Origin of the sequence: Shewanella morhuae (genome assembly GCF_003028295.1) — a bacterium.
GTDB lineage: Bacteria > Pseudomonadota > Gammaproteobacteria > Enterobacterales > Shewanellaceae > Shewanella > Shewanella morhuae.
In genome coordinates, this window is sequence record NZ_PYSG01000003.1 from 156,224 (window position 1) to 169,934 (window position 13,711).

21 protein-coding genes, 1 rRNA gene and 2 pseudogenes are annotated in these 13,711 nt (G+C 46.1%); 3 read left to right on the top strand and 21 right to left on the bottom strand.

What is annotated here, in order from left to right:
* Positions 1 to 105 precede the first annotated feature (105 nt).
* Positions 106 to 1,648, bottom strand: a 16S ribosomal RNA gene (locus C9I43_RS15275).
* Between the two features lie 886 nt (positions 1,649 to 2,534).
* On the opposite strand from C9I43_RS15275, the pseudogene C9I43_RS15280 reads away from it, so the two are divergent.
* From C9I43_RS15280 to C9I43_RS19265, 3 genes and pseudogenes are all read left to right on the top strand, one after another.
* A pseudogene (locus C9I43_RS15280) lies at positions 2,535 to 3,043 on the top strand (IS630 family transposase); the annotation flags it as partial.
* Between the two features lie 91 nt (positions 3,044 to 3,134).
* Entirely contained in the window at positions 3,135 to 3,830 is a 696-nt protein-coding gene (locus C9I43_RS15285; protein WP_107884332.1) for an IS1595 family transposase, read from the top strand.
* A gap of 72 nt (positions 3,831 to 3,902) precedes the next feature.
* Positions 3,903 to 4,082 (top strand): annotated as a pseudogene (locus tag C9I43_RS19265) (IS1595 family transposase); the annotation flags it as partial.
* A gap of 98 nt (positions 4,083 to 4,180) precedes the next feature.
* Here C9I43_RS19265 and rplQ read toward each other — a convergent pair.
* From rplQ to rplP, 20 genes are all read right to left on the bottom strand, one after another.
* Positions 4,181 to 4,573, bottom strand: a complete 393-nt coding sequence (gene rplQ / locus C9I43_RS15295; protein WP_076502238.1) for a 50S ribosomal protein L17 — start codon at positions 4,571 to 4,573, stop codon at positions 4,181 to 4,183.
* Between the two features lie 40 nt (positions 4,574 to 4,613).
* Positions 4,614 to 5,603 (bottom strand): DNA-directed RNA polymerase subunit alpha, encoded by a 990-nt coding sequence (locus C9I43_RS15300; RefSeq protein WP_107884336.1) that lies wholly within the window; start codon positions 5,601 to 5,603, stop codon positions 4,614 to 4,616.
* 24 nt (positions 5,604 to 5,627) lie between these two features.
* Entirely contained in the window at positions 5,628 to 6,248 is a 621-nt protein-coding gene (gene rpsD / locus C9I43_RS15305) for a 30S ribosomal protein S4 (RefSeq protein WP_076502242.1), read from the bottom strand.
* Positions 6,249 to 6,280: 32 nt separating this feature from the next.
* The gene (gene rpsK, locus C9I43_RS15310) at positions 6,281 to 6,673 is read right to left on the bottom strand and encodes a 30S ribosomal protein S11 (protein WP_006083577.1); all 393 of its coding nucleotides are present in this window, start codon (positions 6,671 to 6,673) and stop codon (positions 6,281 to 6,283) included.
* 15 nt (positions 6,674 to 6,688) lie between these two features.
* The gene (gene rpsM / locus C9I43_RS15315) at positions 6,689 to 7,045 is read right to left on the bottom strand and encodes a 30S ribosomal protein S13 (RefSeq protein ID WP_006083578.1); all 357 of its coding nucleotides are present in this window, start codon (positions 7,043 to 7,045) and stop codon (positions 6,689 to 6,691) included.
* Between the two features lie 117 nt (positions 7,046 to 7,162).
* Positions 7,163 to 7,276, bottom strand: coding sequence for a 50S ribosomal protein L36 (rpmJ, locus tag C9I43_RS15320; protein WP_006083579.1), 114 nt, complete (start codon positions 7,274 to 7,276; stop codon positions 7,163 to 7,165).
* A gap of 21 nt (positions 7,277 to 7,297) precedes the next feature.
* Positions 7,298 to 8,638, bottom strand: coding sequence for a preprotein translocase subunit SecY (gene secY, locus C9I43_RS15325; protein WP_076502243.1), 1,341 nt, complete (start codon positions 8,636 to 8,638; stop codon positions 7,298 to 7,300).
* Between the two features lie 7 nt (positions 8,639 to 8,645).
* On the bottom strand, positions 8,646 to 9,080 hold the full coding sequence (gene rplO, locus C9I43_RS15330; protein WP_076502245.1) for a 50S ribosomal protein L15: 435 nt from the start codon (positions 9,078 to 9,080) through the stop codon (positions 8,646 to 8,648).
* A gap of 3 nt (positions 9,081 to 9,083) precedes the next feature.
* Positions 9,084 to 9,266, bottom strand: a complete 183-nt coding sequence (gene rpmD, locus C9I43_RS15335) for a 50S ribosomal protein L30 (protein WP_006083582.1) — start codon at positions 9,264 to 9,266, stop codon at positions 9,084 to 9,086.
* A gap of 6 nt (positions 9,267 to 9,272) precedes the next feature.
* Positions 9,273 to 9,776, bottom strand: a complete 504-nt coding sequence (gene rpsE / locus C9I43_RS15340; protein WP_076502247.1) for a 30S ribosomal protein S5 — start codon at positions 9,774 to 9,776, stop codon at positions 9,273 to 9,275.
* Positions 9,777 to 9,787: 11 nt separating this feature from the next.
* Entirely contained in the window at positions 9,788 to 10,138 is a 351-nt protein-coding gene (gene rplR / locus C9I43_RS15345; protein ID WP_006083584.1) for a 50S ribosomal protein L18, read from the bottom strand.
* A 10-nt stretch (positions 10,139 to 10,148) separates the two neighbouring features.
* On the bottom strand, positions 10,149 to 10,682 hold the full coding sequence (gene rplF / locus C9I43_RS15350) for a 50S ribosomal protein L6 (protein ID WP_107884338.1): 534 nt from the start codon (positions 10,680 to 10,682) through the stop codon (positions 10,149 to 10,151).
* 10 nt (positions 10,683 to 10,692) lie between these two features.
* Positions 10,693 to 11,085, bottom strand: a complete 393-nt coding sequence (gene rpsH / locus C9I43_RS15355) for a 30S ribosomal protein S8 (protein WP_076502251.1) — start codon at positions 11,083 to 11,085, stop codon at positions 10,693 to 10,695.
* Positions 11,086 to 11,109: 24 nt separating this feature from the next.
* Entirely contained in the window at positions 11,110 to 11,415 is a 306-nt protein-coding gene (gene rpsN / locus C9I43_RS15360; RefSeq protein WP_006083587.1) for a 30S ribosomal protein S14, read from the bottom strand.
* A 10-nt stretch (positions 11,416 to 11,425) separates the two neighbouring features.
* Positions 11,426 to 11,965: a 50S ribosomal protein L5 gene (gene rplE, locus C9I43_RS15365; protein WP_076502255.1), complete on the bottom strand. Its 540-nt coding sequence runs from the start codon at positions 11,963 to 11,965 to the stop codon at positions 11,426 to 11,428.
* A gap of 12 nt (positions 11,966 to 11,977) precedes the next feature.
* Entirely contained in the window at positions 11,978 to 12,292 is a 315-nt protein-coding gene (gene rplX / locus C9I43_RS15370) for a 50S ribosomal protein L24 (protein ID WP_076502257.1), read from the bottom strand.
* 11 nt (positions 12,293 to 12,303) lie between these two features.
* Positions 12,304 to 12,672, bottom strand: a complete 369-nt coding sequence (rplN, locus tag C9I43_RS15375; protein WP_076502259.1) for a 50S ribosomal protein L14 — start codon at positions 12,670 to 12,672, stop codon at positions 12,304 to 12,306.
* A 180-nt stretch (positions 12,673 to 12,852) separates the two neighbouring features.
* Entirely contained in the window at positions 12,853 to 13,101 is a 249-nt protein-coding gene (gene rpsQ, locus C9I43_RS15380; protein ID WP_006083591.1) for a 30S ribosomal protein S17, read from the bottom strand.
* A complete protein-coding gene (gene rpmC, locus C9I43_RS15385; RefSeq protein WP_006083592.1) occupies positions 13,101 to 13,292 on the bottom strand; it encodes a 50S ribosomal protein L29 in 192 nt (63 codons plus the stop codon). The genes rpsQ and rpmC overlap by 1 nt, the downstream gene beginning before the upstream one ends.
* A complete protein-coding gene (gene rplP, locus C9I43_RS15390) occupies positions 13,292 to 13,702 on the bottom strand; it encodes a 50S ribosomal protein L16 (protein ID WP_076502261.1) in 411 nt (136 codons plus the stop codon). The genes rpmC and rplP overlap by 1 nt, the downstream gene beginning before the upstream one ends.
* Between the last annotated feature and the right edge of the window lie 9 nt (positions 13,703 to 13,711).

Below are 13,711 nucleotides of genomic sequence, written 5' to 3' on the forward strand. Positions count from 1 at the left end.
AACAACATCTACCTGCAAGAGGGATGTTTCGCTCTGCTTCTCCTAAGAGAAGTTAAACAAGCAATCTGTGTGAACACTCAACAAACATTAAGTTAGTCGTATAGGTAAGGAGGTGATCCAGCCCCAGGTTCCCCTAGGGCTACCTTGTTACGACTTCACCCCAGTCATGAACCACAAAGTGGTGAGCGCCCCCCCGAAGGTTAAGCTACCCACTTCTTTTGCAGCCCACTCCCATGGTGTGACGGGCGGTGTGTACAAGGCCCGGGAACGTATTCACCGTGACATTCTGATTCACGATTACTAGCGATTCCGACTTCATGGAGTCGAGTTGCAGACTCCAATCCGGACTACGACGAGCTTTGTGAGATTAGCTCCACCTCGCGGCTTTGCAACCCTCTGTACTCGCCATTGTAGCACGTGTGTAGCCCTACTCGTAAGGGCCATGATGACTTGACGTCGTCCCCACCTTCCTCCGGTTTATCACCGGCAGTCTCCCTAGAGTTCCCACCATTACGTGCTGGCAAATAAGGATAGGGGTTGCGCTCGTTGCGGGACTTAACCCAACATTTCACAACACGAGCTGACGACAGCCATGCAGCACCTGTCTCACAGTTCCCGAAGGCACAAGTCCATCTCTGGTCTCTTCTGTGGATGTCAAGAGTAGGTAAGGTTCTTCGCGTTGCATCGAATTAAACCACATGCTCCACCGCTTGTGCGGGCCCCCGTCAATTCATTTGAGTTTTAACCTTGCGGCCGTACTCCCCAGGCGGTCTACTTAATGCGTTAGCTTGAGAGCCCAGTGTTCAAGACACCAAACTCCGAGTAGACATCGTTTACGGCGTGGACTACCAGGGTATCTAATCCTGTTTGCTCCCCACGCTTTCGTGCCTGAGCGTCAGTCTTTGTCCAGGGGGCCGCCTTCGCCACCGGTATTCCTCCAGATCTCTACGCATTTCACCGCTACACCTGGAATTCTACCCCCCTCTACAAGACTCTAGTTCGCCAGTTCAAAATGCAATTCCCAGGTTGAGCCCGGGGCTTTCACATCTTGCTTAACAAACCGCCTGCGCACGCTTTACGCCCAGTAATTCCGATTAACGCTCGGACCCTCCGTATTACCGCGGCTGCTGGCACGGAGTTAGCCGGTCCTTCTTCTGTAGGTAACGTCACAGTAACGCGCTATTAACACGCTACCTTTCCTCCCTACTGAAAGTGCTTTACAACCCGAAGGCCTTCTTCACACACGCGGCATGGCTGGATCAGGGTTGCCCCCATTGTCCAATATTCCCCACTGCTGCCTCCCGTAGGAGTCTGGGCCGTGTCTCAGTCCCAGTGTGGCTGATCATCCTCTCAGAACAGCTAGGGATCGTCGCCTTGGTGAGCCATTACCTCACCAACTAGCTAATCCCACCTAGGTTCATCCAATCGCGAAAGGCCCGAAGGTCCCCTTCTTTCCCCCGTAGGGCGTATGCGGTATTAGCAGTCGTTTCCAACTGTTATCCCCCTCGACTGGGCAGATCCCTAGGTATTACTCACCCGTCCGCCGCTCGCCGCCTCAGAAGTAAACTCCCTTGCGCTGCCGCTCGACTTGCATGTGTTAGGCCTGCCGCCAGCGTTCAATCTGAGCCATGATCAAACTCTTCAATTAAAGTTTTTTGCTTCTCAACTTCTTATAAATAAGAAGCCAATCAGCGGCTCAATGAATTCTGATTTTTTTGTTTCCACACTCCTATAAAGGAAGCAGAAACAAACTGTACATATTGCTATGAACACTCATTGTTACATTGATTTAAATTTTTGACTGCCAACCCGAAGGCTAAGCAGTTTCGATTAACTCAACACCTGTGAGTGTCCACACAGATTTCTTGTTTTATATTGTTAAAGAGCAACTCAATCTCATCAGAGAATGTGAGTACCACGCTGAGCATCAAATGCTTCCAGGTGGCTAGGGCTGCGTATTCTACGCATTTCCCATTGTGCGTCAAGGAGTTTTTACAAACTTTCTCAACACTCATCAATCAGTAAACTTATCGATGAACTGTCACATCAGGCGGCTTAACGCTGTCTGCCGTGTCAGTGGATGCGCATTATAGGCAGCGCGAGATTTTGTGCAACCCTTTTTTCGCTAAATTAGCCATTAATTACCAATATCTACACTAGCCACACCCTACCCACCGCTTACCCCCAGACTTATCCACAATTATATTTCGAGATTACTCTTTGCGGGTACAATTTCATAAACCTAACACCATTAAACCTATAAATTCTAAATCACATATCAAAGGCTATAACAGTGAACTGCTGAGAAATTATTTAATCGCGTATTATTAAGATGCTGTAGTTCTAACGCCAACAAAGGAAATAGTCTTTATACAGCAAGAAATCTTTCTGCTCAGAGTACCGGTGTCCTTAGCACAGTCTTTATAGCTAACCACGCACTCTCTACACTCAATGTGACTCAAGCCACTTTGAAAAAGCAGCTTAACATCCCTCCAGAAATACTTGACCATTACATGGGCCGCGAACACATTAATATGTCGTTTCAAGATGAAGCCAAATTTGGTCAACAAAATATCACCGCCCGCACTTAGGCTAAGAAAGGGGTACGTCCACCCAGTAAGGCAGCAACAGTTTGAATCGGCGTATTTATATGACGCCATTCCCTGCATGTGGCGCGACCAAAGTCATTATTGCCCCACATGCAAACAGCGGATATACGTACCAATATTTGAAGTTTACTTCGGCTGCGACGGCATTTGGGATTTACGCACTGGTCATCATGGACGGCGCTCGCTGGCATCAACAAGCGTTAGCCGACGACTTTGATAATCTGACCGTCCTCAAGCCGCCTCCTTACTCACCCGAACTCAATCCGATAGAGCAAGTTTGGCAATGGCTACGCCAACATGTGTTGGCCAATCGCTGTTTTAGTGGTTATGACGACATTATTGAACAATGTTCCATCGCATGGAATGCCTTCATTGAGGATAAAGAAAGGGTGAGCAAATTGTGTCCTAGACAATGGATAGCGCCGACCACTTAATGAATAGAAATATCATTAATGGAATTGGCTATGTTTTAGTTAAGTGTTGCTACACTATAATTATGTGCAGCTCTCTATAGGAGTTCCAGACATGACTTCATGTTTGTTAGACCTCGAGCAACAAGCGGCAGAATTACCCTTTGAACAGCAACGTTTACTCATTTCTTTTTTGCAGCAACAACTTGATAGTGGTTCATGCATTAATATGCTTGAGGCGAATTTCACCATCAAATCCCAGTGCCCTCATTGTCACGCCTGTCACATTAAACGTCATGGAAAACCTAATGGCCGTCAGCGATATCGCTGTCATGCTTGTCATAAAACGTTCATGTGCACCATTAACACACCCTTCTATCGAATGCGGTTCTTAGAAAAATGGCTGCCATACTTAACATGCATGCTAGACAGCCTTCCTATAAGAAAGAGCGCAAAGCGCTGTAATATATCAGTTAAAACAGCCTTTAAATGGCGCCACAAATTTCTTTCCTTACCCAATAAAGTCAAAGCGCAAAGGTTATCTGGTATCGTTGAAATCGATGAGACCTTATTTCGCTATTCAGAGAAAGGCAGTCGTACACTCTCACGTAAAGCCCATAAAAGAGGTGGAGATTGTGCTGGTCGCGGACGCAAAAAAGGCGATTGGGTCGCGGTCCTTGTGGCCAGAGATAGAAATAAACAGGTATTCGATGAATGCCTCGATAGCGCCGATAGTGTCACATTATTAGGGTTGCTAGAAAATAAAATAGCTGCAGATTCAGTGGTGTGTAGCGATGGCTTTCTTTCCTAACTAAAAATGACTCAGGATATGAAAGTAGAGCCTAAGATACTCAATGCAAGTCATGGCAGGCGAGTCAAAGAGGGTGTTTTTCATATTCAAAATGTCAATGCTTACCATAGCCGACTGCATTTATGGATAAATACCTTTCGGGGCGTAGCAACTAAATATCTTCCGAACTACTTAGGCTGGTTTAGATTCTTTGAAGCCCATGATAATCCAAATGAAAATAGCATATTGGCCATGCAGACACAGTTAACGTGAACATAGCCAATGGAATTGATATAGTTTGGGATTAAGTCATGAAAAGAAGGCATAAAAAAGCCGGGCTATGCCCGGCTTTTTAAAAGTGTAACCTTAACTTACTCAGCTTCAACATCAACAGCTTGAGCAGCTTCTGGGCGACCAACTAGCTCGATGTAAGCCATAGGGGCTTTATCACCAGCACGTAAACCGCACTTAAGGATACGGGTATAGCCACCAGGACGTTCCTGGTAACGTGGACCCAACTCAGTAAATAACTTACCGACGACTTCAGCGTCGCGAGTACGTGCAAACGCTAAACGACGGTTTGCAACGCTGTCACTCTTAGCAAGTGTTATCAGAGGCTCAACTACGCGACGCAGTTCTTTCGCTTTGGCCACAGTTGTCTTGATGATCTCATGACGAACTAGTGAACCGGCCATGTTGCGAAACATGGCTTGGCGATGACTGCTGTTACGGTTTAGTTGACGACCACTCTTACGATGGCGCATGACCTAATCCTTATAACCTAAATCTGTACAAACCTGAGACTTATAGGTCATCTGCTAAACTAGCTGGAGGCCAGTTTTCCAGACGCATACCTAACGACAGTCCGCGAGAAGCTAAAACATCCTTAATTTCAGTAAGAGATTTCTTACCTAAGTTAGGGGTCTTCAGCAACTCAACTTCAGTACGCTGTACCAGATCTCCGATGTAATGAATCGCTTCGGCTTTCAAGCAGTTAGCCGAACGTACAGTTAGCTCTAAATCGTCGACAGGACGCAGCAGAATCGGATCGAACTCCGGTTTCTCTTCTTTCAACTCTGGCTCAGACACGTCACGTAGCTCAACAAATGCATCTAGCTGTTCAGCCAGAATAGTTGCAGAACGACGGATAGCTTCCTCAGGATCAATAGTACCGTTTGTGGTCATATCGATAACGAGTTTATCTAAGTCAGTACGCTGTTCTACACGTGCTGCTTCTACATTGTAGGCAATTCGTGCAACTGGCGAGAAAGAAGCATCAACCAGCAAACGGCCGATTGGGCGATCATCGTCTTCGGTCTGTGCACGAGCAGATGCAGGTACATAACCACGACCACGCTCAACGCGAATACGCATGCTGATATCATTGTTACCTGTCAGATGACAGATAATATGATCAGAATTCACGATAGTGACATCACCATCATGCGTGATATCTGCTGCGATGACAGGGCCTGCGCCGGACTTGCTCAACGTAAGCATAGCCTCGTCTTTACCCTCGATAGTCACTGCTAACCCTTTCAGGTTTAACAGTATTTCAAGGATATCTTCTTGAACGCCTTCCTTACTGCTGTATTCGTGCAGTACACCGTCAATCTCGACTTCGGTAACCGCGCAGCCGGGCATAGACGACAATAGGATGCGACGCAACGCGTTACCTAAAGTGTGGCCGAAACCACGCTCAAGTGGTTCCAATGTAACCTTGGCACGTGTTGAGTTAACCTGCTCGATATCAACGAGACGCGGTTTAAGAAATTCTGTAACAGAACCCTGCATTGTGTCCTCTCTTGTTTGTTAGCTTTACTTAGAGTAAAGCTCGACGATCAGCTGTTCGTTAATATCCGCAGACAAATCGCTACGTTCTGGAACGCGCTTGAAAGCACCTTCCATTTTCGTATTGTCTACTTCAACCCATGTAGGCTTCTCGCGTTGAGCTGCCACTTCTAAAGCCGCTTTGATACGAGCTTGAGTGCGTGACTTCTCGCGGATGCTTACAACATCATTCGCAGACACTTTGAATGATGGAATGTTAACAACACGACCGTTAACCATAATTGATTTATGGCTTACTAGCTGACGTGATTCTGCACGAGTTGCACCGAAGCCCATACGATAAACGACGTTATCGAGACGGATTTCTAAAAGCTGAAGCAGGTTTTGACCTGTGTTGCCTTTAGTACGTGCAGCATCTTTGTAGTAGTTACGGAATTGTTTTTCTAACACGCCATAAATACGACGAACTTTTTGTTTTTCGCGCAACTGAGTGCCGTACTCTGATAAACGTGGCTTACGAGCGCCATGTTGTCCAGGTGCAGTTTCCAGTTTACACTTTGAATCGATTGCTCTCACACCGCTTTTTAAGAAAAGGTCTGTACCTTCTCGGCGGCTGAGCTTGAGCTTGGGACCCAAGTATCTTGCCATGATCTTTCTCCAACTATCCTAACGAAACGGCGTTATACACGACGCTTTTTAGGAGGACGACAACCATTATGAGGGATCGGCGTCACATCGGTAATGTTAGTTATTTTATAACCAACAGCGTTCAGCGCACGAATGGCTGACTCACGACCTGGACCTGGACCCTTCACAAACACTTCAAGGTTTTTTAAACCGTAGTCTTGAGCAGCAGCACCTGCACGCTCAGCAGCCACCTGTGCAGCAAATGGAGTAGATTTACGTGAACCACGGAAACCTGAACCACCTGAAGTAGCCCATGACAACGCATTACCTTGACGATCTGTAATGGTGACAATAGTGTTGTTGAAAGATGCATGGATATGAGCCATGCCATCTGCAACCTGTTTACGTACGCGCTTACGCGGAGAACGTGACGGAACTTTAGCCATTGCTTTACCTTCCCGTTACTTTCTAATGGGTTTACGTGGACCTTTACGCGTACGCGCATTGGTCTTAGTACGTTGCCCACGGAGAGGCAGGCTACGACGATGGCGGAGACCACGATAACAACCAAGATCCATAAGACGCTTGATGTTCATTGAAATCTCACGACGCAAGTCACCTTCTACAATGTATTTGGCGACTTCTTCGCGTAGTATATCTATTTGAGCTTCGCTCAATTCCTTGATCTTAGCAGTTTCAGCGATTGCTGTAGCCGCGCATATTGCTCTAGCGCGAGTACGGCCGATGCCGAAAATTGCAGTCAATGCGATGACTGTATGCTTTTGATCAGGAATGTTAATGCCAGCGATACGGGCCACTATGCACTCCTTAAAGTTAAAGGCCAACTGCGAAAAGCCCGAAAGGATACTCGACAGTCAACAGATTTGCAAACAAAATTTTGTTCAGCCCAATTCATGGGCTGAACAAATTACTTTTTAGCCTTGACGCTGTTTGTGTTTTGGTTCAACACATATAACGCGTACAACACCACTACGCTTGACGATCTTGCAATTACGGCAGATCTTCTTCACGGAAGCTCGAACTTTCATTTCATCACTCCGTAAAGCTACTTAGCGACCAAAGCGATCTAAATTCGCTTTGTTTACTAGGTTAGCTTTCTTCATCACAGACTCATATTGATGAGACATCATATGCGTCTGAACCTGAGCCATGAAGTCCATGATTACGACTACCATAATTAGTAGCGAAGTACCGCCAAAATAGAACTGTACTTTCCACGCAATTAACATGAACTCCGGAATTAAGCAGATAAAGGTTATGTATAACGCGCCTGCTAATGTCAAACGGGTCATAACTTTATCAATGTAACGCGAAGTCTGTTCTCCAGGACGGATCCCAGGGATGAATGCACCACTCTTCTTCAGATTATCTGCTGTTTCGCGTGGGTTAAACACCAACGCAGTATAGAAGAAACAGAAAAAGATAATCGCTGTTGCATATAATAATGAGTAAAGCGGTTGTCCAGGTGACACAGCAAGTGAGAAATCACTTAACCATGACATAGACTCATTTTGACCGAACCACTGAGCCAGTGTTCCAGGAAACAAAATGATGCTTGACGCAAAAATTGGCGGAATAACACCTGCCATGTTTATTTTAAGCGGTAGATGGGTACTTTGCGCAGCGAACACCTTACGGCCTTGCTGACGCTTAGCATAGTTAACGACGATTCGACGCTGACCACGTTCCACAAATACTACAAAATAAGTCACTGCAAACACAATTACCGCGAGCAACAACAATACTAACACATTCAAGTCACCTTGACGCGCCTGCTCAGCCGTTTGGCCGATAGCGGAAGGTAATCCAGCAACAATACCTGCGAAAATCAATATCGAGATACCATTACCTATACCACGTTCGGTAATTTGTTCACCTAGCCACATAAGGAACATAGTTCCAGTAACCAAACTCACAACTGCAACAAAGTAAAACCCAAATCCAATGTTGACCACAAGGCCTGGCACTAAGTTTGGTAACCCGGTTGCAATACCAATCGACTGGAATGTACCCAGCACTAAGGTACCCCATCTCGTATATTGACTGATCTTCTTACGTCCTGATTCGCCTTCTTTTTTCAATTCAGCGAGTGCAGGATGTACCACAGTCAACAGTTGCATAATAATCGATGCCGAAATATACGGCATGATTCCTAATGCAAAGATAGAGGCACGCGAAAGGGCGCCACCCGAGAACATGTTAAACATGCCTAGAATGGTCCCTTTCTGCTGAGCAAACAGCTCTGCTAATACAGCTGCGTCAATACCAGGAATTGGCACAAACGAACCGGCCCTAAAGACGATAATCGCACCAATCACGAACAGGAGGCGAGCTTTCAATTCAGAAAATCCACCTTTCGCGCTTTTTAAATCAAGTCCTGGTTTTGCCATCGACGTATTATTCCTCGATCTTACCGCCGGCAGCTTCAATAGCTGCACGTGCACCTTTGGTTACCTTCAGACCTTTTACAGTCACAGGGCGCTCAATGGTACCTGAAAGAACAATTTTCGCAAACTGGATGTTGCGAGTAATAACGTTCGCATCTTTCAGAGCGTTTAAGTCGATAACATCACCGTTAACTTTTGCTAGTTCGAGTACACGAACTTCAGCTGTTACCATAGCGCGACGCGAGGTAAAACCAAATTTAGGTAAACGGATCTTCAGTGGCATTTGACCACCTTCAAATCCTGGGCGTACACCGCCACCAGAACGAGACTTTTGGCCTTTATGGCCACGACCCGCTGTTTTACCTAGACCTGAGCCTATACCACGGCCTACACGCTTTGGCGCATGCTTAGAGCCTGCAGCTGGAGATAGAGTATTTAAACGCATCTATTAATCCTCCACTTTAACCATGTAGTAGACCTTATTGATCATACCGCGAACTGAAGGAGTATCTTCTAGCTCAACAGTGTGACCAATGCGACGCAGACCAAGACCTGTTAGGGTTGCACGGTGCTTCGGTAAACGACCGATTCCGCTTTTAGTCTGAGTAACTTTTACAGTTTTAGTTGCCATGGTGCATTACCCCCGAATTTCGTCAACATTCAGGCCACGCTTTGCTGCGATTTGCGCAGGTGACTTCATGTGCACCAGTGCATCTACAGTCGCGCGAACGATGTTGATCGGGTTAGTAGAACCGTATGCTTTTGACAGAACGTTATGCACGCCTGCTACTTCCAATACGGCACGCATTGCGCCACCGGCAATAATACCAGTACCTTGTGATGCAGGTTGCATGTACACAAGAGAACCTGTATGACGACCTTTAACTGGGTGATGCAGGGTACCTGCATTCAACTCAACGGTCACAATGTTACGACGAGCTTTTTCCATAGCTTTTTGAATCGCTGCTGGAACTTCACGTGCTTTACCATAGCCGTAGCCAATCTTACCGTTACCGTCACCCACTACTGTCAGTGCTGTGAAGCTAAAGATACGACCGCCTTTAACTACTTTAGAAACACGATTAACTGCAATCAATTTCTCTTGCAGATCGTCTTTTTGCTGAGCTTCTAATTTAGCCATTTTATAACCCCTTAGAACTTCAGGCCAGCTTCACGAGCGGCATCTGCTAAAGCAGCTACACGACCATGATACTTGAAACCAGAACGATCGAACGCAACTGAAGTCACGCCTTTTTCGATCGCGCGCTCAGCAACAAATTTACCTACTGCTTTCGCTGCGTCTACGTTACCGGTACTCTTCAGTAGCTCTTTAACCGCTTTTTCAACGGTTGAAGCAGCTGCCAACACCTGAGCTTCAGGATTAATCACCTGAGCATAAATGTGACGCGGTGTACGATGTACAACCAGACGATTCACGCCCAGCTCTTGGATCTTCTTACGAGCGCGAGTAGCGCGACGTAAGCGAGATGTTTTCTTATCCATATCGCGTTACCTACTTCTTCTTAGCCTCTTTACGGCGTACTACTTCGTCGTCATAGCGAACACCTTTGCCTTTATATGGCTCTGGTGGACGATATCCGCGAATCTCAGCAGCGACTTGGCCAATTACCTGTTTATCAACGCCACGTAGGACGATGTCAGTTTGGCTCGGACACTCTGCAGTTACGCCTGCGGGCAGTTTGTGTACTAACGGATGAGAGAAACCTAAAGTAAGGTCAATATCAGTACCGACGATCTTCGCACGGTAACCAACGCCAACTAACTTTAATTTACGCTCAAAACCTTGAGATACACCAACAACCATATTGTTTACTAATGCACGAGTTGTACCAGCCTGTGCCCAAGCGTTTACAACGCCTTCAACAGGGAGGAACTTAACTACGTCAGCTTCAATAACAACATTGACCGCATTGTTGATTACTCGAGTCAGACTACCTTTTCCGCCTTTGACGGTAAGTGTCTGTTCGTTCAAGGTCACCTCTACGCCAGCTGGAATAGATACTGGTGCTTTTGCTACACGAGACATTCCTAGCTCCTTAAGCTACGTAGCAGATAACCTCGCCACCCATGCCTGCAAGGCGGGCGGCACGATCAGTCATCAAGCCTTTAGAAGTGGACACAATTGCGACACCCAGACCGCCCATCACCTTTGGAAGTTCGTTTTTACCTTTGTAAATACGAAGACCAGGGCGACTTACACGCTGGATAGTCTCAACGACTGGTTGGCCTTGGAAATACTTTAAAGTAACTTCCAGTTCAGGCTTGGCTTGATCTGCTACGGCGTAATCAGCGATATAACCTTCATCTTTAAGTAGTTTCGCAATTGCGACTTTTAACTTAGCAGAAGGCATCGTCACCGATACGTGGTTAGCAGCTTGGCCGTTACGAATACGGGTTAACATATCCGCAATAGGATCTTGCATGCTCATATTAGCTTACTCCGTGACAAGTGCTTACCAGCTGGCCTTACGCAGGCCAGGAACTTCACCACGCATGGTTGCTTCACGTAATTTGATACGGCTTAAGCCGAATTTACGTAAGAAGCCATGAGGGCGACCAGTTTGATTACAACGATTGCGTTGACGCGCAGCGCTGGAATCACGTGGTAGAGCTTGCAACTTAAGTACTGCATCCCAACGGTCTTCGTCAGAAGAAGCTGGACTTGCAATGATAGTCTTAAGAGCAGCACGCTTTTCAGCGTACTTAGCTACGAGCTGTGCACGTTTAGCTTCACGTGCTTTCATTGATGTTTTTGCCATTACGCTACCCTTATTTCTTGAATGGGAAGTTAAAAGCGTCTAACAAAGCACGACCTTCTTCATCATTCTTCGCAGTAGTAGTGATAACAATATCCATACCACGAATCTTATCGATTTTATCGTAATCGATTTCTGGGAAGATGATCTGCTCACGCACGCCCATTGCGTAGTTACCACGGCCGTCAAACGCTTTAGCGCTTAAGCCACGGAAGTCACGAATACGTGGGATTGCGATATCGACTAAACGCTCTAAGAATTCCCACATACGCTCACCGCGTAGGGTCACTTTACAGCCAATAGGGTAGCCTTCACGGATTTTAAAACCAGCAACTGACTTACGAGCAACAGTCACTACTGGCTTTTGACCAGCAATTGCAGTCATATCACGGACAGCATGGTCCATAACTTTTTTGTCTGCAACAGCTTCGCCAACACCCATATTCAGGGTGATTTTCTCAATCCGAGGGACTTGCATGACACTGGAATAACCAAACTTTTTAGCAAGTTCAGCGATAACAGTCTCTTTGTATTTATCATGCAGTTTCGCCATCGTTTACTCCAATTACTTAATGAGTTCACTATTCGATTTGAAGAAACGCACTTTTTTGCCATCTTCAAAGCGGAAACCAACGCGATCAGCTTTGCCAGTGGCAGAGTTGAAAATCGCTACATTTGATGCTTGTATCGGTGCTTCTTTCTCAACAATACCGCCAGCTACGCCCAGTTGTGGGTTTGGCTTTTGGTGTTTTTTGACAAGATTGATGCCTTCAACAATTAATTTACCAGTAGGAAGGACTTGAGAAACTTTTGCGCGTTTACCCTTGTCTTTACCTGCTAATACAATTATTTCGTCTTCGCGACGTATTTTTGCTGCCATTTTGAAGCTCCTTACAGTACTTCTGGTGCCAGCGAGACAATTTTCATAAATTGCTCATTGCGCAATTCACGTGTCACTGGTCCAAAGATACGAGTACCAATCGGCTGCAGGTTGCCGTTAAGCAATACCGCTGCATTCCGATCGAAGCGAATGACAGAACCGTCTGGACGACGTACGCCTTTCTTAGTACGGACTACCACCGCGTTATACACATCGCCTTTCTTCGCTTTAGCGCGAGGAATCGCTTCTTTAACAGAAACTTTGATGATGTCGCCGATACCGGCATAACGACGATGAGAGCCACCCAAGACCTTAATACACTGAACTCTGCGTGCGCCGCTGTTACAAGCAACGTCAAGAGTCGATTGCATTTGGATCATTTTAAGTGCTCCGCTATCGTTACTACACAAATCCCACTATGGGACAATAAACACACTCATTTTTGCTACTAATTTAGTCAAAAATGGCGCGCAAATATAACACCATAAAACTGGAATGTATAGTATTAAAAAACAAACGGCTCCATGAACTGGAGCCGTTTACCTAAATACCTAATTAACTTAGGCCTTTGATACTACTTCAACCAGGGTCCAAGACTTAGTCTTAGACAAAGGACGACATTCGCGAATCGCTACTAAATCGCCTTCATTGCACTGATTAGTTTCGTCATGTGCATGGATCTTAGTCGTACGCTTAATGTATTTCCCATAAATTGGGTGTTTCACTTGGCGTTCGATAGCAACAGTAATGGACTTGTCCATTTTGTTACTCGTTACACGACCCTGCAAAGTACGGATTTTATCAGACATTACGCACCCGCCTTAGAAGTAATAATGGTCTTAACGCGCGCAATATTACGGCGCACTAATTTCAGTTGATTAGTCTGAGTCAACTGACCAGTGGCGTGTTGCATACGCAGGTTGAACTGCTCACGCAGCAGACCAAGTAGTTCAGCGTTCAGTTCTTCAACGCTCTTTTCTCTCAGTTCGCTCGCTTTCATTACATCACCGTCTTAGTTACGAAGGTAGTCTTGATTGGAAGCTTGGCAGCAGCTAAAGCAAACGCTTCACGAGCGATTACTTCAGATACACCATTCATCTCATACAGTACCTTACCAGGTTGAACCTGACATACCCAGTATTCAACGTTACCTTTACCTTTACCCATACGCACTTCAAGAGGCTTAGAGGTAATCGGCTTGTCCGGGAAAACTCGAATCCAAATTTGTCCCTGACGCTTAATATGACGTGTCATGGCACGACGTGCAGATTCGATCTGACGTGCAGTTAAACGGCCACGGCCGACTGCTTTCAGACCAAAAGTACCAAAGCTAACTTCGGTACCGTTCGCTAGACCGCGGTTACGGCCTTTGAACATCTTGCGAAACTTCATACGTTTAGGTTGCAGCATTGCCGGCTC